General features: G+C 60.8%; 20 protein-coding genes and 1 tRNA gene. 10 read left to right on the top strand and 11 right to left on the bottom strand.

Translation table 11 applies throughout. The annotated features are described in order from the left end of the window. Positions 1-55: 55 nt before the first annotated feature. The 7 genes from tatB to GOB93_RS18495 form a co-directional block, all read right to left on the bottom strand. On the bottom strand, positions 56-694 hold the full coding sequence (gene tatB / locus GOB93_RS18525; RefSeq protein WP_173584920.1) for a Sec-independent protein translocase protein TatB: 639 nt from the start codon (positions 692-694) through the stop codon (positions 56-58). A gap of 163 nt (positions 695-857) precedes the next feature. Next, the gene (gene scpB / locus GOB93_RS18520; protein ID WP_242010909.1) at positions 858-1,757 is read right to left on the bottom strand and encodes an SMC-Scp complex subunit ScpB; all 900 of its coding nucleotides are present in this window, start codon (positions 1,755-1,757) and stop codon (positions 858-860) included. Beyond that, positions 1,754-2,608: a segregation and condensation protein A gene (locus tag GOB93_RS18515; RefSeq protein ID WP_173584919.1), complete on the bottom strand. Its 855-nt coding sequence runs from the start codon at positions 2,606-2,608 to the stop codon at positions 1,754-1,756. Before GOB93_RS18515 ends, scpB begins: the two co-directional genes overlap by 4 nt. Further along, entirely contained in the window at positions 2,577-3,524 is a 948-nt protein-coding gene (locus GOB93_RS18510; protein WP_173584918.1) for an SPOR domain-containing protein, read from the bottom strand. The genes GOB93_RS18515 and GOB93_RS18510 overlap by 32 nt, the downstream gene beginning before the upstream one ends. Further along, positions 3,521-5,308, bottom strand: a complete 1,788-nt coding sequence (gene argS, locus GOB93_RS18505) for an arginine--tRNA ligase (RefSeq protein ID WP_173584917.1) — start codon at positions 5,306-5,308, stop codon at positions 3,521-3,523. The genes GOB93_RS18510 and argS overlap by 4 nt, the downstream gene beginning before the upstream one ends. After that, positions 5,301-5,471 carry a hypothetical protein gene (locus tag GOB93_RS18500; RefSeq protein WP_173584916.1) on the bottom strand — a complete coding sequence of 57 codons (171 nt, stop codon included), beginning with the start codon at positions 5,469-5,471 and terminating at the stop codon, positions 5,301-5,303. The genes argS and GOB93_RS18500 overlap by 8 nt, the downstream gene beginning before the upstream one ends. Positions 5,472-5,497: 26 nt before the next feature. Then, a complete protein-coding gene (locus GOB93_RS18495; protein WP_173584915.1) occupies positions 5,498-7,549 on the bottom strand; it encodes an NAD(+) synthase in 2,052 nt (683 codons plus the stop codon). A gap of 368 nt (positions 7,550-7,917) precedes the next feature. Here GOB93_RS18495 and accD point away from each other — a divergent pair, with 368 nt between their 5' ends. The 4 genes from accD (at position 7,918) to GOB93_RS18475 (ending at position 12,891) form a co-directional block, all read left to right on the top strand. Further along, positions 7,918-8,838: an acetyl-CoA carboxylase, carboxyltransferase subunit beta gene (gene accD, locus GOB93_RS18490; protein WP_173584927.1), complete on the top strand. Its 921-nt coding sequence runs from the start codon at positions 7,918-7,920 to the stop codon at positions 8,836-8,838. A gap of 171 nt (positions 8,839-9,009) precedes the next feature. After that, positions 9,010-10,368 (top strand): bifunctional folylpolyglutamate synthase/dihydrofolate synthase, encoded by a 1,359-nt coding sequence (locus GOB93_RS18485; RefSeq protein WP_173584914.1) that lies wholly within the window; start codon positions 9,010-9,012, stop codon positions 10,366-10,368. 330 nt (positions 10,369-10,698) lie between these two features. Beyond that, complete coding sequence (locus tag GOB93_RS18480; protein WP_173584913.1) at positions 10,699-11,808, top strand: hypothetical protein; 1,110 nt, start codon at positions 10,699-10,701, stop codon at positions 11,806-11,808. 297 nt (positions 11,809-12,105) lie between these two features. Then, positions 12,106-12,891 carry a fumarylacetoacetate hydrolase family protein gene (locus GOB93_RS18475; protein WP_173584912.1) on the top strand — a complete coding sequence of 262 codons (786 nt, stop codon included), beginning with the start codon at positions 12,106-12,108 and terminating at the stop codon, positions 12,889-12,891. 298 nt (positions 12,892-13,189) lie between these two features. On the opposite strand, the gene rpoH is transcribed toward GOB93_RS18475, so the two are convergent. Further along, positions 13,190-14,071, bottom strand: coding sequence for an RNA polymerase sigma factor RpoH (gene rpoH / locus GOB93_RS18470; protein WP_173584911.1), 882 nt, complete (start codon positions 14,069-14,071; stop codon positions 13,190-13,192). A gap of 242 nt (positions 14,072-14,313) precedes the next feature. Beyond that, a complete protein-coding gene (locus GOB93_RS18465; RefSeq protein ID WP_173584910.1) occupies positions 14,314-15,300 on the bottom strand; it encodes an RluA family pseudouridine synthase in 987 nt (328 codons plus the stop codon). 39 nt (positions 15,301-15,339) lie between these two features. Between GOB93_RS18465 and GOB93_RS18460 the strand changes: the two genes are divergently transcribed. The 6 genes from GOB93_RS18460 (at position 15,340) to GOB93_RS18435 (ending at position 19,409) form a co-directional block, all read left to right on the top strand. Continuing rightward, positions 15,340-15,666: a hypothetical protein gene (locus GOB93_RS18460; RefSeq protein WP_173584909.1), complete on the top strand. Its 327-nt coding sequence runs from the start codon at positions 15,340-15,342 to the stop codon at positions 15,664-15,666. Positions 15,667-15,747: 81 nt separating this feature from the next. Then, positions 15,748-15,823: transfer RNA gene (locus GOB93_RS18455), tRNA-Glu, on the top strand. 125 nt (positions 15,824-15,948) lie between these two features. Beyond that, entirely contained in the window at positions 15,949-17,130 is a 1,182-nt protein-coding gene (locus GOB93_RS18450) for a site-specific integrase (protein WP_173584908.1), read from the top strand. 22 nt (positions 17,131-17,152) lie between these two features. Beyond that, on the top strand, positions 17,153-17,323 hold the full coding sequence (locus GOB93_RS18445) for a hypothetical protein (RefSeq protein WP_173584907.1): 171 nt from the start codon (positions 17,153-17,155) through the stop codon (positions 17,321-17,323). A 24-nt stretch (positions 17,324-17,347) separates the two neighbouring features. Beyond that, positions 17,348-17,752: a helix-turn-helix domain-containing protein gene (locus GOB93_RS18440; RefSeq protein WP_173584906.1), complete on the top strand. Its 405-nt coding sequence runs from the start codon at positions 17,348-17,350 to the stop codon at positions 17,750-17,752. 91 nt (positions 17,753-17,843) lie between these two features. Continuing rightward, positions 17,844-19,409 (top strand): hypothetical protein, encoded by a 1,566-nt coding sequence (locus GOB93_RS18435; protein WP_173584905.1) that lies wholly within the window; start codon positions 17,844-17,846, stop codon positions 19,407-19,409. A 233-nt stretch (positions 19,410-19,642) separates the two neighbouring features. On the opposite strand, the gene GOB93_RS18430 is transcribed toward GOB93_RS18435, so the two are convergent. Together GOB93_RS18430 and GOB93_RS21270 are read right to left on the bottom strand one after the other, a co-directional pair. After that, a complete protein-coding gene (locus tag GOB93_RS18430) occupies positions 19,643-19,825 on the bottom strand; it encodes a hypothetical protein (protein ID WP_242010907.1) in 183 nt (60 codons plus the stop codon). Further along, positions 19,822-20,011, bottom strand: a 190-nt coding sequence (locus GOB93_RS21270; protein WP_206752621.1) for a hypothetical protein, incomplete at its 5' end; no start/stop codon positions are given. The genes GOB93_RS18430 and GOB93_RS21270, both read right to left, overlap by 4 nt.

Here is a 20,011-nt window from a genome sequence, read left to right as displayed (position 1 = left end):
GGGCTCGTCCTGGATGGGATCGTCTTTCAGGACGCGTCCTCCTTCAGCTTCGCAGTCACCCGCGCTCCTCCTGAGCGTGCGGCGCCCGGACAGGCGTCTCGAACGGCGCCACGCGCCGGTTGCCGTGCAGAACCCGGGCGGGAGGCAGGATGGCCGGCGTCTGCATCATATGCCGGCGTCCCGACGCGACACGCCGGGCGACCGAAGGCGGCAGAAAGGCCGGAACATCCGTCATGCCGGCAGTCATATCCGCACCGGTATCCGGGCTTCCCAGTGAAACCGCGCTGATCGCCGGTCTGGCCGGAGGCGGAACGAGATATGGCGGTTCAGTCCCCGTGCCCCCGTCAGGCGAGGAGAGTGTCGCCTCCGGCTGCACCGCAGAGCCGATCAGCGGCGGCTGATGCACCATCGGATCGTCCAGCGACCGACGCAGACGGCCATCCTCGTCGATGGTCCGCATGATCTTCCCGCGCACATCCAGGTTCCGCAGACTCCGGACGTGATCGCGCACGTCGCCGAGATCGGCTTCACGAACCATCTCATCGACATGGGACTGGAATTCGCCCGCCAGCCCCCGCGCTTTGCGGACGGCCCGCGCCACGGTCCGGATCGCGACAGGCATATCCTTCGGGCCGATGACCAGAAGCGCCACAACCCCGATCAGCGCGAATTCCGACCAGGCAAAATCAAACATTGTTCCCGCCGGCACCAGCAGCGCCCCGCGATCCCGGCAAAATGCCGGAGACCACCGTCAGGCGCGGACACACTTCATATCTCAGCAAATCCGGCGACACCGCCGGAGCCGGAGACAGACCTATCATGACCCGTCCCGCCGTCAAACCGGCTGACGAAACAGCTCATTCATCCGGACCGGCCCGTTCCGCAGTTCCTTCCGGCACAGCATCCTCCGGTGCGGCCTCTTCACCAGCCTCGCCCGCTGCGGTTTCGCACACAATCTCACCGTCTTCCACGTCGTCGTCATCATCGCCATTCTCCCGGGGCTTCTGCGCCAGAAGATCCGTCGCGCCGCTGACCGGGATTTTCGGCGAGGTCGGCATATCGCCCAGCAGTTCCTCACGGCGAGGCAGATCATTCAGGCTTTTCAGCCCGAAATGCCGCAGGAAATCCGGCGTCGTCCCCCACAGAACCGGCCGCCCCGGCACTTCCTTGCGACCCCGCGGCGCGACGAGCGATTCCTCGATCAGCGTATCCAGCGCGCTCTGGCTGACGCTGACGCCGCGGATTTCCTCGATCTCCGCCCGTGTGCAGGGCTGGTGATAGGCGATGATCGCCAGCGTCTCCATCGTCGCCCGCTGCAGCCGTCGCGGCTTCGGCAGCACCCGCGTCAGCAGCGGCGCCAGATCAGGCGCGGTACGGAACTGCCACCCGCCGGCGACCTCGACCGGCCCGACGCCCCGGTCTTCATAATGTGTGACCAGCGCCGCCAGCACGGCCCGGACATAGGCGCCAAGATCGTCCACGGCATCCGGGATCAGCGCGCGTCCTTCCAGCACCGAGAGAATCGTGCGGGGGCTGACCGGCTCGGTGCTGGCGAAAATCAGCGCCTCGGCCAGACGCACCGCCTGGGCGGAAGGCGGGTCCGTTTCCGGCGACCAGGCGGCGACCGGCGCGGCTTCCTCTGTGATGGTATTTTCTGGCGCCGCGCTGTCCGCCGCCATGTCTTCCGGCAGAACGACGGCGATATCCTCCGACACCTCAGCCTCCGGGATCTCCGGCGTCACGTCCGTGTCACTCATGCAGCCGCCTCCGGTTCCGCGTTCGTCTTTCCGTTCTCTGCGTCCTGCGGCCTGAGCATAATGCGCCCGAAAGCCTCCTCCTGCTTCAGTTCCAGCATCCCGCTTTTTGCCAGCTCCAGCCCGGCGATCAGCGTGCCGGCCATCGCAGCCCGCCGGACCTGCACCGCCTCCCGCTCATCCGCCGGCTCCGGCAGATCCGGCATGAAGGCGTCCAGTGCGCTCCAGCCCGGCGGGGTATCGCCCAGCAGGCGCTTCAGCCGGCTCAGCGCGTCCTGCACTGTCCAGAACCGGATCGTCCGGGGCGTGTAGATGCGATGTCGCACCGTGCGGCGGATCGCTGCCATATAGGCGCGCATCAGCTGCGGCACATCCAGCGCCAGACCGGAGCGATCGATCTCCACGAGTGTCTCGCTCTCGCCACGGGCGAAGACGTCACGGCCGAGCTGCGGCCGCTCCGCCAGCCATCCGGCCGCCACGCTGATCCGCGCCAGTTCCTCCAGCCGCGCCGCCAGAAGCTCCGCCGCGTCCTCCGCTTCCTCGTCAGGGCCTTCTTCCGGAGGCAGCAGCAGGCGCGACTTCAGCCATGCGAGCCAGGCGGCCATGACCAGCCAGTCCGCCGCCAGTTCCAGCCGGATCGACTGTGCCGATTCCACAACCGCCAGATACTGCTCGACAAGCTGAAGGATCGAGATCCGTGCGAGATCGACTTTCTGCGCCCGCGCCAGATCCAGAAGCAGATCGAGCGGACCATCGAACCCGTCCAGATGCAGAAGCGGAGACCGGTGCGCGGTCTCCTGTCCTTCAGTCTCCGGTCCGGTCTCAGGGACGGAGGGGGTTGCAGGCATGTCCATGTTCACGAATTTTCACGCAGAACGCCTGAGCCGCCGCAACACTGTCAAACCCGCGCATGCGCAGCCGGTAGAAAATCGCATTGCTGTGCACGACCTTCTCGATCAGCGGGGAATGTCCGGCGAAAAGCTGCGGCGAGATAGCCGTCACCCGCTCCCATTCCTTATGTGCCGAAGCCTCAGAATCCACGGCCGCGAGCTGCACGCCGTAGGGTCCGGTCGCAGCCGCGACCGGGGCTTCCGGTACCTTCGGCGCTGCGGGTGTATCGGCTTCTGCCGATGCGGTTTTCTTCGTCACCGGAACAGGAGGCGGCAGAGTCGCTTCCCGCACCGGCGCCGGTTCTGCTTTCGGAGCTTTCTCCGATGCCGGCGCAGCCTCGGGTGCAGCCGGCGTCGCACTGCCGGTGTCTTCCTTTCCCTGAGCAGGCGCAGCGGCGTCGCCAGCCGCGGCCGGAGCCGGAGCGGAATCTGCTTCTCCGGCGTCTTCCTTCGCCTTTCCGCCATAACGGGCCGCCAGCGCCGCCGGATCAGGCTGCTCCGGTCCGGGCGCAAGACGCGCCGCACCCGCCGGGACATCCGCCGGCGCCATCGCCCCGTCCAGCTCCATGCCTCCCGGATCGGCCGGTTTGTCGCGAATGGGTTCCGGCGGCGGTCCGATGACGGGAATTCCGCTCTGATGGTGGCCGAACAGCGTCCATCCCCCCACGCCCAGAACCAGCAGAGCTCCGAGGCCAAAGGCGCCGTAGGTCAGCCGCCGGGTTGTGGGATCGCCTGCAAGAGCCGGTCCCAGTTCCCACCATTTCCGTTTCGTCTCCCGGCGCGACGGCGGCGGATCATCATAATCCATGCTCATCCGCTCACGGGCCCGGCTCAGCCGGTCCGCGTGCGGGTCCGGCGGTGTATCGTCGCGCTCTGTCATCGCATCTCCTCTACCGGCTCCACGCCCATCACAGCCAGTCCGGACCGCAGCGTCATCGCCGTAGCCGCCACCAGCGCCACACGCGCCAGCGTTGCTTCCGGCGCGTCCGCCTGCAGGAAGCGCAGCGCCGCATCATCACGGCCCCGGTTCCACAGCGCATGGAAATCCGCCGCCAGATCGCCAAGATAGAACGCGATCCGATGCGGCTCACGCGCCAGCGCCGCACTTTCGACCGTGCGCGGCCAGCTGGCGATCCGCCGCAGCAGTCCCAGCTCCACATCCGCCGTCAGATCAGACAGCGTCACCTGGCTCAGAGCGGCCACGCTCACGGCCTCCGCGCCCAGCATCTCTTCCGCCGCCCGCAGAACGGAACGACAGCGCGCATGAGCATACTGGACATAGAACACCGGGTTATCGCGGGTCTGCGCCACGACGGCATCCAGATCGAATTCCATCTGCGCGTCGCTCTTGCGCGTCAGCATCGTGAAGCGGACCGCATCCCGGCCCACCTCGTCCAGAAGATCCCGCAATGTGACGAACGTTCCGGCCCGTTTCGACATTTTTACCGGCTGTCCGTCACGCACGATATGCACGATCTGACATAGCACGACCTCAAGCGGCACCCGGTTATCGGTCAGCGCCCGCACGGCCGCCTTCATCCGGCTGACATAACCGCCGTGATCCGCGCCCAGCACGTCGATCAGCACCTGTTCGCCGCGCTCCACCTTGTTCAGATGGTAGCCGATATCGTTGGCAAAATAGGTATTCGACCCGTCCGACTTCCGCAGCGGACGATCCACGTCGTCCCCGAACCCCGTGGACTTAAACAGGGTCTGAGGCCGCGCTTCCCAGTCTTCCGGCAGCTTGCCCTTCGGCGGCTCCAGCACGCCTTCATAGAGCAGGCCCTTACCCTCCAGCGCGCTGATCGCCCGGTCCGTCACGCCATCCGCCAGCACTTTCGCCTCGGAGGTGAATACACCGTGCGCCACGCCCAGCGCCGCCAGATCCTCACGAATGCCCTCCATCATCCGGGCCACCGCGAACTCGCGAACCAGCGTGAACCAGCGATCCGGCGCAGCAGGGCGCGATCCGTCCTCCGCCAGCGCCGTGCCGTGCGCTTCCGCCAGCGCCTGCCCGATCGGGATCAGATACTCGCCTTTATACTGCAGGCCGCCCGGTACCAGCGCGTCGAACTCTTCCTCGGTCAGCGTGGCGCCAATCGCCTGGAGATACCGCCAGTATGTCGCCCAGGCGAGCGCCGCCACCTGTGCCCCGGCGTCGTTGATATAAAACTCTTTGGTGACGCCGTACCCGGCCTTCTCCATCAGATTGGCGAGTGCATCGCCCACCACTGCGCCACGGCAATGACCGACGTGAATCGGCCCGGTCGGGTTGCACGACACATACTCGACATTCACCGGTGTTCCGTGTCCGAGCTTTGAGTCCCCGAAGGACTCCCCTGCCCCCAGCACCGCCGGAATGACGCTCTGAAACACGGCCGGGTCGTATGTGATATTGACGAAGCCCGGCCCCGCCGCCTCCGCCCGTGTAATGCCGTCGATCCCGAGCAGCCCGGTCGCCAGCTCAGCCGCGATATCCGCCGGTTTCCGCCGCGCCGGCTTTGCCGCCAGCAGCGCCGCGTTCGTCGCCATGTCCCCATGCGCCGGATCGCGCGTCGGCGTCAGTTCCACGCGGGCCAGAATATCGTCCCCGATCCCCGGCACCACACGGCGCAGAACATCCACGACATGCGCGCGGTAGCGTTGGAACAGACAATCAGACATGCGTGCGGGCTCCCCCTTTATCCCGATGGCCGCAGACCGGTGCGGCACGGCGGATGCCGTCATACCGCGCAATGCCGGGAAACGCGACGGTCTGTTTGAGGAAGGTTTGTGAAGGCGCTGTTGTGGCTTCAGGGCGCTCCGCTGTACGCTGACTGTACGGCATTTGTTACGTTTGCCGGAGCCGACCGCTCACCCCGGCACATTCCGCTCCAGCTCCTCCAGCCACACCCGCGCATTCCCGTCCGACGGAGCCCGCCAGTCGCCACGCGGCGACAGTGCCCCGCCAGCCATGACCTTCGCCCCGTTCGGCATGGCCGAGCGCTTGAACTGGCTGGTCGTGAAGAACCGCCGCAGAAACACGCCGAGCCAGTGCCGGATGACCGGCAGATCGTAGGCCCGATGCTCGGTCTCCGGAAAACCGGGCGGCCAGGCGCCTGCCGCCTTATCCCGCCAGGCAACCTCCGCCAGGAAAGCGATCTTCGACGGCCGGAACCCGTAGCGCAGCACATAAAACAGCGTGAAATCATGCAGCGCGTAAGGCCCGATCGTCGCCTCCGTGCTCTGCACCGCGCCATCCGCTCCCGCCGGCACCAGCTCCGGTGAAATCTCCGTCGCCAGAATGGCCCGCAGGATCGCGCCCGCTTCGGCGTCGAACCGGCCGGAGGAAATAAACCAGCGGATCAGATGCTGGATCAGCGTCTTCGGCAAACCCGCATTCACATTATAATGTGCCATCTGGTCGCCCACGCCATAGGTACACCACCCCAGCGCCAGCTCCGACAGATCGCCCGTGCCCAGCACGATGCCGCCACGCTGATTGGCCAGCCGGAACAGAAAATCCGTCCGCAGTCCCGCCTGCACGTTTTCGAACGTGATGTCGTACACCGCCTCGCCTTTCGCGAAGGGATGGCCCATCTGCTCCAGCATCAGCCGCGCCACCGGACGGATATCGATCTCCTCCGCCGTCACCCCCAGCGCCTTCATCAGGGCATGAGCGTTGCGCAGCGTCTCCTCACTGGTCCCGAAGCCCGGCATCGTAAACGCCAGCACCGCATCCCGTCCGAGGCCCAGTTCATCCGCCGTGCGCACCGCGATGAGCAGCGCCTGGGTCGAATCGAGCCCGCCCGACACGCCGATGACCATTTTCTTCGCGCCGCTCGCTGCCATCCGCTGCCGCAGCGCCGAGACCTGAATCGTGCAGGCTTCGTAGCAATCCTGCTCCAGCCGCGCCGCATCCGCCGGCACGAACGGGAACCGCGCCACCTCGCGCCGCAGTCCCAGATCGCGCCCCGGCGGATAGAACCGGCGCGTGATCCGCCGCCATGCAGCCGGAGCGGCCAGCGCCCCGAGCGCCTCCGCGTTGTGCCCGAACGACGTCATCCGCATCCGTTCCTGACGCAGCAGGTCCAGATCGATATCCGCCATCACATGCCGCGCGCCGGTCGGAAACCGCTCGCTCTCAGTCAGTTTCCGCCCGTTTTCAAAGATCGAAACCTGTCCGTCCCACGCCACGTCAGTCGTCGACTCGCCTTCTCCCGCTGCCGCGTAGAGATAGGCCGCGTGGCACCGTGAGGACTGCGAGAGGCACAGCATGTCCCGCTCTTCCGCCTTGCCGACGGTGATATCGCTGGCCGACAGATTGGCGATCACCGTTGCTCCGGCCAGGCTCGCCAGCGTTGAGGGAGGCAGCGGAATCCACACATCCTCGCAGATCTCCACGCCAAGCCGGAAACCGGGAATATCCTGCGCCTCGAACAGCAGATCGGTCCCGAACGGCACTTCCGTACCCGCGACCCGGATCGTCTCGCCTTTTATGCCGGCGCCGGCGGTAAACTGGCGCGCCTCATAAAACTCCCGGTAATTCGGGAGATAGGATTTCGGCACGACGCCCAGAATTTCACCACGATGGATCGCCACCGCGCAGTTATAAAGCGCGTTCCCATGCCGAAGCGGCGCGCCAACCAGCGTCAGCGGCAGCAGGGTTCCGGTCGCTTCCGCCACCGTGGCCACCGCCTGCTCCACCGCATCAAGCAGCACGTCCTGCTGTCGCAGATCGTCGATCGCGTAACCCGACAGTCCCAGTTCCGGGAACACCGCCAGCACAGCGCCCTCTTCCGAGCAGGTTTTCAGGGAGTCGATCACGCGCAGGGCGTTGGTGTGCGGATCAGCCAGCGACACCGGCAGCGTGCAGGCCGCGACCCGGGCAAAGCCGTGACGGTACAGGGAGCGGAAATCCCGCATGAACACCTCGCGCGCCGGAGAAATAAAGCGTGGCTCACTATATCTGCGAGGGGCGGCTGTACAAAATCGGACCCGATAAGCGGCAAGGTTTAAGCCGGGCTCTGCCCGGACCCGGCAAAGGTCGCGACCTTTGCAAACCATTTTGTTTAATTAAGTCAGGGCGCAGGGAGCCGCGCTCCCTGCCGGGTTTCAGGGCAGCGCCCTGAGACCGGTCAGAAAGTCAGTATTACTTGGCAGGCAGCCGCAGGAAAGCTATGCAGCGCGCTGTCACTTCCCGGATCATGAGCCGGGCATCTGTTGTTCTGTCGCGTGATCCCGTGCCGCAGGCCTGTCCTCCGGCCATCACGCTCTGGTTATGGAGTTCAGGCATGAGCTGGCTTACCGAATATGTCCGGCCCAAAATCCGCGGCCTGCTCAAGCGCGAGGTGCCGGACAACCTCTGGACCAACTGCCCGTCCTGTCACCAGATGGTGCTGGTCAAGGAACTGGAGCGGACCCTGAACGTCTGCCCGCATTGCGGCTTCCATATGAAGGTGCCTGTCGCCGAGCGTCTGAAATGGACGTTCGACGCCGACAGCTACACCCGGATCGAACTGCCGAAAGTCGCCAGTGACCCGCTCGGCTTCCGCGATCACAAGCGTTACGCCGATCGCCTGAAGGACGCCCGCGCCAAAACGCAGCTCGATGATTCCATCGCTGTCGCACATGGAAAGATCATGGGTTATCCGGCGGTTGTCGCCGTCATGGCCTACGAGTTCATGAGCGGCACCATGGGCACGGCCTTTGGCGAGGGCTTCATCGCCGCCGCGCGGCTTGCCATTCTGCAGCGTTCGCCGCTGATCGTCTTCACGGCTTCCGGTGGCGCCCGCATGCAGGAAGGCGTCATGAGCCTGATGCAGATGCCGCGCACCACTGTTGCGGTCGAGATGCTCAAAGAGGCCGGCCTTCCCTATATCGTCGTGCTGACCGATCCGACAACCGGCGGCGTCAGCGCCTCTTTCGCCATGCTGGGCGACGTGCAGATCGCCGAGCCGAAAGCCCTGATCGGCTTCGCCGGTCCGCGCGTGATTGAAGACACCGTCCGCGAAAAACTGCCGGAGGGCTTCCAGCGCTCTGAATATCTGCTGGAACATGGCATGCTCGATATGGTCGTGGAGCGGAAAAATCTGCGCGCAACCCTGGGGCGTCTGGTCGGATTGCTGACCGCCGCGCCTCCGGGCGATGTGTTCACCAGCACGCTGCCAGACCCGGAAGAGCCCGGCTCGGAAACGCCGCTGCCAGTGAACTGAGGCATGGGAGCCTCCGGGCTCTGCCCGGACCCGGAAGGGGTCGCAGACCCCTTCACCCCGGTCTGCTAATAAACTGGTTTGCAAAGGTCTGTGACCTTTGCCGGGGTTCGGGGCAGAGCCCCGGACTTTTCTTTCACTTTCTCCCAGAAGCTGCCCGCCAGAGAGCCGCCCATGACCGACCCCGCGCTTCAGACTCCGGCGACCGGCGAAGCAAAACCAGCCCCGAAACTGAGCGCCGAATTCACCGGCCGCACCGGCACGGTGCTTGAGCGGCTGAACAAACTTTACCCGGCGCTGATCGACCTCTCTCTGGGCCGTCTTGAAGCCCTGCTGGCCCGGCTTGGCCACCCGGAGCGGAAGCTCCCGCCTGTCATCCATGTCGCCGGCACCAACGGCAAAGGCAGCACCTGCGCCAACCTTCGGGCCATCGGCGAGGCCGCCGGCTGGCGTGTCCATGTCATGTCCTCCCCTCATCTTGTCGATGTCACGGAACGCTTTCGCATCGCCGGAAAGCTGGTCAGCGAAGACGAACTGATCGCCACGCTGGAAGAAATCGAGCGCATCAATGACGGCGCGCCGATCACCGTGTTCGAGGTTCTCACCGCCGCCGGATTTCTGCTGTTCGCGCGCCATCCGGCGCAGCTCGCGATCATCGAGGTCGGCCTTGGCGGTCGCTTCGACGCCACCAACGTCATCCCGAACCCCGCTGCCTGCGCCATCACCGCTATTTCGATGGACCACGAGGCTTTCCTTGGTTCGACACTGACCGCCATCGCCGGAGAAAAAGCCGGTATCATCAAACCCGGTGTGCCCGTCGTCACAGGCCGCCAGGAGCCGGTCGTCATACAGGTGCTGGAAGAGGAAGCCGCCCGCAAAGGCGCGCCTCTGCTGCGCCGGGACCGGGACTGGACAGCAGGACATGCTGACCAGCCAGCGCCGGGCCTCAGCTTTACCGATGCAGCCGGCACGCTGCGCCTTCCGGCGCCGGCCCTTACCGGCCCGCACCAGGACGATAATGCCGCCCTGGCCATCGCGGCTCTCCGCGCCAGTGGTCTGTCCCTGCCCGATACCGCATGGGGCGGCATCGCCCACACCACCTGGCCAGCCCGTCTCCAGCGCCTGCATGGCACACTCGCCGGTCGCCTCCCGTCCGACTGGGAACTCTGGCTCGACGGCGGCCATAACCCCGGTGCCGGCGAAGCTCTGGCGCCCGTACTGGATTCCTGGTCGGACCGTCCCGTTCATGTCATCGTCGGCATGAAGCAGACGAAGGACGCTACCGGCTTCCTCGCTCCGCTTCTCTCCCGCGCAACCAGCATTTATGCTGTCGCCGAGCCCGACCAGCACCTGGCCCAGCCCGTCGGGTCCATCGTGGATGCGGGACAGGGGAAAGTCCTTCCCGGCCCGACCCTCGATGCCGCTCTGGACGCGCTCCCGCGCACAGACGGACAGCCGGCCCGTGTGCTGATCTGCGGGAGCCTCTACCTGGCGGGTGTCGTGCTGAAAAGAGACGGGTGGCAGGCGAGCTGAGTTTCCGACGTGTGGCTTTTAGGGACTTTGCCCCGCACCCCACAAAGGGACGCGGTCCCTTTGATCCCGGTTTGTTTAATGAAATTTCCTGCCAGAGACAGCATCCTGCAGATCAGATCAGGCTCAGAGGCCAGAAAAGATTTCTTAACAACAAACCGGTTTCCAAAGGTCGCCGGCCTTTGGCGGGTCTCAGGGCAGAGCCCTGAAAAACGAACTGCCTGGACTCAAAGCCTTTAAATCACCCGGCACAGAACCTTCTGCCAGGTTATCTTTAACCACTGCCCCTTAGGGAGAAACGGACCAGTCTGTTTCCGACCCGATGAGGCGTGCGTGCGCAAAACGATTCTGTGTCTCGGTCTTTCTTTCTCCGCCCTGACCGTCGGCACCAGAGCGCATGCGCAGTTCGCCCCGTCGCATACGACAGAATATCTCGACAGCCGGCGGGAATCCGAACTGCGCCATCAGACTCTCGCCCGCATGCTGATGACCATCGGTATGAACCCGGCCGATAATGCACCGGTCGTGACTGACACATCCTCGACCTTCAGCACGCCCGTCCGCCCGTTTGAACCACGCCCCCGAAAACCACGCGTACGGGGCGATGACAGCAACGCCTACGGCCTTCATCAGTCAGCAGCCCCTTACCTGGCAGAACGACCTGCTCCCGCTGTCGTGCAGGTCAATCGTGAAATCGCATTTTCCATGACCGGCGGCTGGAGTGATCTTCGTGCCCATCTTCCTGACAATCAATATATTTCCGCGCATGGTCACGAAACGGCCTGGGTGCCTGGCTTCCAGCTGGATGCCTCGACAATGTTCGATCTGGAAGAGGTAAGTAATATCCTGCTCGCAGTGCATTTCTCTCTCGGAGATGGCGACACACGCCTGCGCGGCAAATATTACCTGCCTTACTTCGATGACGGAGACAGAGGGAAAACCACAGGAAACCGTCTGACAACCGATACCAGAGGCGAAATCGGTAAAGGCCTGATGGTGAGTAACCTTTTCATGATCACGCCTTCCGTACAGGCAGGCTACCGGACATGGAACAGAGACGTTGTTCTTTCCGATGACATCGTGTCTGTAGCCGGATCTTCCGGCAACGCCCTGGCCGGCATTCTGATCCATCTTGATTATGCCGCCACAGACTCATTTGTTATCCGCGGGCGGCTTGGGTGGGCCGAAATCATCGGTGCCCGCCTTCACAGTCACGCTCTGTATGGAAACCTTCGTGAAAGTACAAGATCAGAATGGGATGCTGCTCTTGACTTCGATTATCGTATTTCGAGCGCTCTGCATTTTGTAGCCGGCGTTCAGTACAGATATGATGCTTTTGGCCGTCTGACCTATAGTCGGCACTCTCATGATGATATCAGACTGCAGGCTGATAACCGGACGCATTACGTAACGCTTCATACAGGTCTGGCCTACGCATTCTGATATCCGGTTACATCAGAACAAAAGATTTTCCAGAAACTTCTTCGTCTCATCGAACCCAGGCACCGGATTCTGTAGCGCGTCTTATGTCTAAAATATAGAAACAGACGAGAGTACTGCCATGAGTTTGGCTGATTACTTTACGCACGACACCATTCTTCTCACAGAGAAGTGCAGATAAACCGAAACGTAATTTAATTGATAAATCTTCCTGTTGCTGCATAGCCTGTTCAGAACAAACAACAAAAAGCAGGCACACGTCACCGGTCAGATGACGGAAACAGCCTGAAGGATTGTATCATGAACGCACGCCGTGCTTTCCTCTCGTCCGGTCTCAGTGTGGCCGGGCTGGCCAGTCTCGCGTTAAGTTCGACCCGCCTCAGCGCAGCAGCCACTCCGCCACGCATGGTCATTCCCCCGCTTCCCGTTCCTGTCCTGCCTGTTGCCGGCCAGAACGCCGTGTTTCCTGTCCGCAGGATTTACTGCGTCGGCCGGAATTATCTGGCGCATATAAAGGAACTCAATCACGATATCCGCGAACCGCCGTTCTTCTTTCAGAAGGCACGCGACATGCTGGTGCAGAATGGTTCTGCCATCCCCTACCCGACACTGACTCATGATTACGAGCATGAAATCGAGCTCGTCCTGGCAATGAAATCCGGTGGCATGAACATCCCGGTCGCCGATGCTCCGGCTCATATCTACGGATATGCGGTCGGACTGGATATGACACGCCGGGACCTGCAGAATCAGGCGCAGGAAAAACGCCACCCCTGGGAAGCCGGGAAGTCATTTGACAATGCCGCACCCTGCGGGACCATCGTCCCGGTGGCACAGACCGGACACATGAAAACCGGCCGTATTCATCTTGAAGTCAACGGCACCACTGCGGCCGACGGACAACTCGACGATATGATCTGGAGTCCGGCTGAAATCATCGCCCACCTGTCGACAGCCTTCGAAGTTGCCGCAGGAGACCTGATCTATACAGGCACACCGCGCGCCGTTGGAAAGATCGGTCCAGGCGACAGCCTCGTCGCTTCCATAGACGGTCTGCCGTCTTTACAGATCAGTATTACGTCCTGACTACGTAACGACATGTCATCGCACCGGAAGAAAATGCCTCCATCCGGCGTCACGGTACCGGAACGAAAAATGTCCATAACTTTCTGGAATCAGGCGGATCAATCCGCCCGTCTCCGGAACGGTCTCCTGCATCCGCAGTCAGAATCAGAAAATAAATAAGCCGCCCTTTCTTTCAGAGACAGGTTTTATCAGCGGCAAAAGGAGAGTTTATGCAGAGTCTTCAGATGTCTGGCAGGTCTTTGCGGCCTTCCACGATTGCCGTTCCCGCGTTCGGGAGGCCGCAAAGAAAATCCTGATATTACTGCTCAGCACCACGCCGGGCGTCGATATCGGCTTTCATATGTGCCTGGACCTTTTCAAAAGCCCGGGTCTCGATCTGACGCACGCGTTCACGCGAGATACCATAATGCTGCGCGAGCTCTTCAAGCGTGACCGGATCATCCTTCAGACGACGCTCCTCGAAGATATGACGCTCGCGGTCATTCAGGGATTCCAGAGCGCTCGTCAGAAGCGCCTTGCGATCCGAGAATTCCTCATGCTCACCAAGCGCCGATTCCTGATTCTCGGCATCATCAACCAGCCAGTCCTGCCATTCCCCCTCGCCATCACTGCGCAGCGGCGCATTCAGGCTGTGGTCCGCCGCGGCAAGACGACGGTTCATGTTGACGACATCCTGCTCCGGCACTCCAAGCGCCGTGGCAATCTGATTTACCTGTTCAGGCGCAAGGTCACCGTCATCAATGGCTTTCATCTGCCCTTTGAGACGACGAAGGTTGAAGAACAGCTTTTTCTGCGCTGACGTCGTGCCAATTTTTACGAGAGACCAGCTATGCAGGATATATTCCTGAATAGCCGCTCTGATCCACCACATCGCGTAGGTGGCGAGCCGAAAGCCGCGCTCAGGATCAAAGCGGCGAACCGCCTGCATCATCCCGACATTGCCTTCACTGATCAGCTCATTCACAGGAAGGCCATAGCCACGATAACCCATCGCGATTTTCGCAACGAGACGAAGATGTGAGGTGACAAGCTTATGAGCCGCCTTGACGTCCCCGTCATCACGCCAGCGGCGGGACAGAGCCGTTTCTTCCTCGGCGGACAGAAGAGGATATTTGCGGATTTCCTGAAGATAGCGCGAAAGGCTGGTTTCAGGACCGAGTGTGAGAACCGATGAGGCCATGGGGATTCTCCTTCATCCCGATCACTGGCTTTATCGATATCCCGGCTTCATCTGAACGTCGGGCATCGGCCTGCATATCGGGCGACGCTGGGAGTGGACTTCACTGTCCCCGGATCGCTCTCCCGAAAGCGGCGAGAAGAACCCGGGACATCCATTCCGGCGGCCCTCCGGGCGCGTCGAAAAGATGTACAATTGCTAGAATAATCTGCCCCGAAAGTCAAGATTAACAAAAGATTATGTATCTAATCGCTGCCCAGCTGTAATTCAAGGGTCTGAAAATCCTCGGGTGGCGGCGTCTCAAACAGCAAAGCCTCGCCGGTGCGGGGATGCGTGAATCCCAGGCGTGCCGCATGCAGGGCCTGACGCGGAAAATCGAGCGCTGCATCACGTGTTTCGGACGGACATTTCCGCGCAACGGCAGGGATCCGGCGAAGATAAACCGGGTCGCCGATCAGAGGATGTCCGTTAGCTGAAAAATGCACACGGATCTGATGCGTGCGCCCTGTTGCCAGCCGGCATTCCACGAGCGCTGCATATCCCCCGAACGGACGCAGAACGGAATAGCGGGTCAGAGCCTCTTTCCCGCCGTGGCCGACAATCGCCATGCGCTTCCGGTCACGCCGGTCGCGCCCGATATTACCCTCATACTCTCCTCTGGCCGGGATCGGCACACCCCAGCATAACGCCAGATAGGACCGGTCGATGCGCCGGGCTGCGAAATCTTCTGACAGAGCATGATGGGCTTTCTCTGTCTTGGCCACGACCATCACACCTGAGGTGTCCTTATCGAGCCGATGCACAATTCCGGGCCGCTTCTCGCCTCCGATTCCGACAAGACTGTCGCCGCAATGCGCAATCAGCGCGTTGACGAGAGTACCCGTCTCGTTACCCGGCGCCGGATGAACAACAAGACCTGCTGGTTTATCGAGAACAATCAGATCACTGTCTTCATACAGAATGCTGAACGGAATAATCTCGCCCACCGGGGTTGCCGGAGCCGGCGCAGGCACATCAACAACAAGCGTAACACCTGCACGGGCCGGGTCCGCCGGCTCGCGAAAGACAGCGCCATCGCGGGTCACATGTCCTGCCTCGATCAGCCCTTTGATGCGGGAACGTGACAGATCAGGAAAACACAGAGCCAGCAGGCGATCGGTTCGCTGTCCTGCCAGTTCCTCGCTTACAAGCAGAGTGCGCACGCCGCAGGTTGTGTCCGTCACGGACGTCATCTACAGCCGGACACGTTAAACAGAAGGTAAGATGACGGCATGGAGCAAAGCACTTTCGCGCGGCGTGGACTTCTGGCAGCCATCATCGGTATGGGCATCCTGATCATCGTCGGAACGGTCGCTCTTCTTGCCGTCATCATGCACAGAATGTCACATCCGGCCGCTTCATCACCGGCTGTATCATCCCATCCTTCGGCAGAAAAGACGATCACTCTTGAGGAACCGGCCGGCACGACAATCGGACAAATCGCCTGGCAGACCGGTCCGATACTCGCTGTACGCCTTACAGGCGGCGGACCGGACAGGATCGTCCTGTGGGACACCGCTGCCGGACATATCACCGGCAAACTCGCACTCCCGCAGTAAGCGGCGACCCGCGAAACACAAATATTTTTAATAACCGCTTGTGCTGCGTCACCACTTCCCGTAAAAGCCCGCTCGTCCGCCGTCCCATTCGTCTAGAGGCCTAGGACACCGCCCTCTCACGGCGGCAACAGGGGTTCGAATCCCCTATGGGACGCCAATTTTATTTGGCGATGTTATCAGTGGCTTACGGGTAAATCGCCCTATCCCATCCAAAAATTAAGTAGTGATTTTGGACCAATTCTGGACCAATGACGATTCCGCCCCCTTTTCGGAGTTCGTCTCATGGCCCGCACAAAATCCGCCGAGAATGCCAACGATCCCGCCACGGGACGTCCGCTGCCCGATGGTGTGAGTTGCCGGGGTCCAAAGCAGTATCGGGCACGCAAACTGGTCAACGGCGAGCGGATCGTCAGAACATTCGATACAGCCCGTCTCGCCCGCGCGTGGCTTGAAGAGACCTCGGTCAAGGTCCGCGAGGGCCGCAATATCGATGTCCGTACCCTCGACGGAATCATGCTGCGAGCGCTGATCGAAAGATATCGCGATGAGTGCATGGCTCATCGCGAGCGCGATCGCACTGGTCATATTCCGGCTCTGCTCCGCGACACGATCGCTGACCTGAAGCTCTCCCGCCTGACGATCCCGGCTGTCAGAGGTTTCCGGGACAGGCAGGCGAAAGATCTGGCCCCCGCGACCGTTGTGAAGAGACTCAATTTGCTTGCATCCATTCTGCAGCACGCCATGAGCGAATGGGACGTACCACTGCCGCAAAATCCAGCTTCAGGGCGCCTGATCAAGCGACCGGCGGGGGCAGACCGAAAGCGCAATCGCAGGCTGGAAGAGGCAGCCTGTTCCGCAGGGAGCGTCTCGCCGGGAGAGCACGAGTCTTCCGGAGAGTATGAGCGTCTGCTGGACGCCGTGAGATCAGACACCCATCCTGATGATGTATGGCTTGTCAGATGGTCCATCGAGCAGGCAACCCGCCTGAGCGAAGCCACCTCCTTGCGCTGGTGTGACGTCGACCTCGCAGCAAGAACCATCCGTCTGTCGCACACCAAAACCATCCATCTCGCGGAAGAGCGAGGCCCTGAAATCCGGCCCCTGATGCCCGGCGCGCGGGCTCTGCTTCGTGAGAAACTCGCTTCGTTCGACGCTCTGCCACCACCCGATGATCTGATTTTCGATGTCGGCGACGAACGCGCTTTTTCGGTCCGCTATGGCCGGATGGTGAAACGGGCCGGTCTTCACGACCTGACCTTCCACGACTTAAGGCACGAGGCAACCTCGCGACTGGCCCGTCTGTTTCCAAATCCGCTCGATTTATGCCGCGTGACCGGGCACCGCGATCTTAAAAGTCTGGATCGCTACTACCAGCCCGTGCTCACGACCCTTGCGGAGAATGCGGAAGAGCGCGCTCGTGTGCTTGGCTTCATTTATGACAGCGGTGAAAGCGCGGCCAGGTAGATCCGGGCCACAGGATACGTATGTGAGCCTGACAAAACCCACTTTGAAATATTTTGTTATCGTTCTTGCTGCTGCGGAAAATCTCTCTGGCCAGAAACCGGAAATGCCCCACAAAAATAATATTCGGAACGAAAGCGAAATTACTTCCATCGGTTTCGCATTGAATTTTACTGGATACTTCCGACTATCCTGAATGCGGCACAGGGAAGCAGTGAGGATGGGCGTGGATCACAGGAAGAACAGCAGCGCCTGCGAGGTCATGACTTCGAGAGAGGCGGCGGACTACCTGCGAATATCGTATGATGGGTTCCGTACGATGCGCTCGCGTGGTCAGGGGCCGGCCGTCTTTATTGCGATCGGTCGACGACTTCGCTTTCGCAAGCAGGATCTGGACGCATTTTTGACGTCGCGAGTTCAGTGTGATCCCCGTGTACCCAACATGGGACATGGCATGGATAACTCTGCTGCACCTGACCAGAACATCGTCCTGGCAAAGCGTAAAAGAGGTCGTCCGCGAGCGACAGGCCAGATCGTGGTCATGCCGGCCTCTGTTTACGTACAGGCCGGTATTCTGCTCGCCCTGGCTATTGCCGGACGCATGATCTGTCTTTTGTTTTCCTGAAAAGCCAGCACACGCTCAGCCCTTAACTGATGACACGCCGTAGTGCCGACCTCGGAAAGAGTGAACTTCAGTCATGAGCGTCTGCAAAACTATGAGCCATCTAAACAGTATTCCTCTGGACGTGCTCCCGCACTGGCACAGGGACACGCCTCGGATATTACAGGAAGCTCTTTCAGAAATCGGAAATTTTGAACCGGCTCAACGCATCATCGCTGAAACGCTGTTGCTTCGATTTCCGCGTTGGACGGAGACACGTAGCGCATCCAGCGAGCAGGTTAACCGCGTTCCGCTTCCTGTTGCAGTTCATCAGAACTATCTGTGTGCGAATACACGGCAAGCGCGCAATATCCTGATCTGGCTTCTCAACCCGGGCTGGGAGGAGACGCAGATCGCCTTACTCCCAATCGAGATCCGTCCATGGATCTTGAGGGATCAGATTACCGGACAGGATTTTGCGGTCCTGTGGCTGAAGGATCCCGTAATTTTAGGGAGAAGAGCCAGAAAGGCACCGCAGCGTTATGCAGACCTCGCAGAAAGCCTGATAGGAAAATTTTTAGGAGCCACACCTCAGCCACCTGAAACGCTCATCCCAGCGCCCTGGGGAGCATATGTTGAGACAACTCCTGGAGCTGCTCCTGTCGATCTGCATCTTCTCAATTGCACATTATTGAATCTTCTTGCAAAACAGACGATCTCTGATGAACATCTTGACGAGGACCTGTCGGTTCCTGAGCGAAACAGGCTTCTCTTTGATATTGTGCGTCTGCGTTTCCGGGGTGAAGCGTCCCTCGATGTGATCCAGAAGTTTGCCTGTCGGGTGAACAGCCGCTTCGCCGTTCCCCTGAAACGTTTCAACGTTCTGACAATGTGCGAGCGTATTCACGCCTACCGTGAGCGACAGGCTGCGCAGGCTGCACGCAACAGCATCCCGGGCCGGGAGAGGCAAGCGGCAGCAGGACGAGAAAGTGCACGACGCAGATCCCAACGTATGCGTAAGCTGCTCGTCGACACCGTCCGCGTGTGGCCAGCAGGGAAGAAGATCACACAGACGGCGCTGGCGGAAAAAACCGGGGTCAGCGAGCGCACGGTTAGGAAATACTGGCGGTCGATACCATGCCTTGCGGCGGACTCAACCGGCAAGACGCTTTCGCTATCTGGTAGTAGTCATCACGAAGATAATAAGAATCTTTATAATACAGCTCTTACTATTCACATCATTCGCCGCGAGGCCGAAGTGCGGGATTTCCTGTACTACCAATCGCACTTAGCCTCGCAAAACCGGCGAGGCGCGCAGCCCGAAATGCCGCGCACTCCGGATTCTGGCTGGGACAATCCGGAAATTGCGATGGCGTATCGGGCGTCGGAACTGGCTTATGAAAATGCGTCACGGCGCGCAGAAGCAAGAACCCGAACTCGCAGCCGAAAGATCCTGAAAGAGCGCCTGTTTATCGGAGGTCTGCTGGGCAGGCGACCCTTGCTGGAAGAAGCGATACAGGCTGCGAGAAGAAAATTCAGGAGACTCCGAGAAATCAGAAACACTCTTACTGACATACCGAAGTTCTTTGAATTTCTGGACCACATTGAATTCCGATCCATTTTCGGCCTGCATCACGCCTATCAGAGCGGAGTTACAGCCCGGGACGAGCCGATAGGTTGATCAGACAGGCTCATTAGCGATGGGGCAGCGGTTTTGCCGCACTACAGGGAGTGAACGGTCCATCCTGGGGAGGTATCAGGACCAGCAATAGGAAACTGACCGGATGCCCGCATCCGTCGCCTGAATGCTATGTGGCCGGTGCAGCAGGATACCTCGGACAATCGCACGGCAGTATCCTCTCTCATTAACAGAGAAACCTTTGGATTATTTACGTCCGACGATTCCATCGCACCTTACTCAAACCCTGACGATCTGAATTTAAGTTGTGTGGCATTGTCACGAACGACACTGACATCTTCAGCATCAAAACCATCATCGCTCTCGGCTTCAACATCCAGCGTCAGTGTAACACGCACGCCAGGCGCACGCTGTAATTCAGCAACGACCGATGTGAGTATCGTCTCGACATTCTTCACTGTTCGAAGAGTATCCAGCGTGACGCTTCCATAGAAACGGGTAGGCCGCGTTCGTTCAGGAGACGGCTGGGCAGATGGAGGGTTCTAAAAACCCCCTGGTTTTGAGGTCTTCTGTATGATTCTATTTCTTCTGCGTTGATTGAGGGAATGGCGATATGAAGCAGTCTGGTTTCTTTGATGTTGAAG

It is taken from the genome of Acetobacter musti (assembly GCF_011516835.1).
Classification (GTDB): domain Bacteria; phylum Pseudomonadota; class Alphaproteobacteria; order Acetobacterales; family Acetobacteraceae; genus Acetobacter; species Acetobacter musti.
The sequence above is the reverse complement of the archived record's forward strand: the minus strand, read 5'-3'. Positions and strand labels throughout refer to the sequence as shown.

Coding starts and splice junctions, on each gene's coding strand:
- rpoH (WP_173584911.1), bottom strand. CDS start 14,071: ATGGCCTCATCGGTTCTCACACTCGGTCCTGAAACCAGCCTTTCGCGC.
- scpB (WP_242010909.1), bottom strand. CDS start 1,757: ATGAGTGACACGGACGTGACGCCGGAGATCCCGGAGGCTGAGGTGTCG.
- GOB93_RS18485 (WP_173584914.1), top strand. CDS start 9,010: ATGACCGACCCCGCGCTTCAGACTCCGGCGACCGGCGAAGCAAAACCA.
- GOB93_RS18440 (WP_173584906.1), top strand. CDS start 17,348: ATGGGCGTGGATCACAGGAAGAACAGCAGCGCCTGCGAGGTCATGACT.
- tatB (WP_173584920.1), bottom strand. CDS start 694: ATGTTTGATTTTGCCTGGTCGGAATTCGCGCTGATCGGGGTTGTGGCG.
- GOB93_RS18495 (WP_173584915.1), bottom strand. CDS start 7,549: ATGCGGGATTTCCGCTCCCTGTACCGTCACGGCTTTGCCCGGGTCGCG.
- GOB93_RS18435 (WP_173584905.1), top strand. CDS start 17,844: ATGAGCCATCTAAACAGTATTCCTCTGGACGTGCTCCCGCACTGGCAC.
- GOB93_RS18460 (WP_173584909.1), top strand. CDS start 15,340: ATGGAGCAAAGCACTTTCGCGCGGCGTGGACTTCTGGCAGCCATCATC.
- GOB93_RS18475 (WP_173584912.1), top strand. CDS start 12,106: ATGAACGCACGCCGTGCTTTCCTCTCGTCCGGTCTCAGTGTGGCCGGG.
- accD (WP_173584927.1), top strand. CDS start 7,918: ATGAGCTGGCTTACCGAATATGTCCGGCCCAAAATCCGCGGCCTGCTC.
- GOB93_RS18510 (WP_173584918.1), bottom strand. CDS start 3,524: ATGACAGAGCGCGACGATACACCGCCGGACCCGCACGCGGACCGGCTG.
- GOB93_RS18515 (WP_173584919.1), bottom strand. CDS start 2,608: ATGGACATGCCTGCAACCCCCTCCGTCCCTGAGACCGGACCGGAGACT.
- GOB93_RS18465 (WP_173584910.1), bottom strand. CDS start 15,300: ATGACGTCCGTGACGGACACAACCTGCGGCGTGCGCACTCTGCTTGTA.
- GOB93_RS18500 (WP_173584916.1), bottom strand. CDS start 5,471: ATGCCGTACAGTCAGCGTACAGCGGAGCGCCCTGAAGCCACAACAGCG.
- GOB93_RS18450 (WP_173584908.1), top strand. CDS start 15,949: ATGGCCCGCACAAAATCCGCCGAGAATGCCAACGATCCCGCCACGGGA.
- argS (WP_173584917.1), bottom strand. CDS start 5,308: ATGTCTGATTGTCTGTTCCAACGCTACCGCGCGCATGTCGTGGATGTT.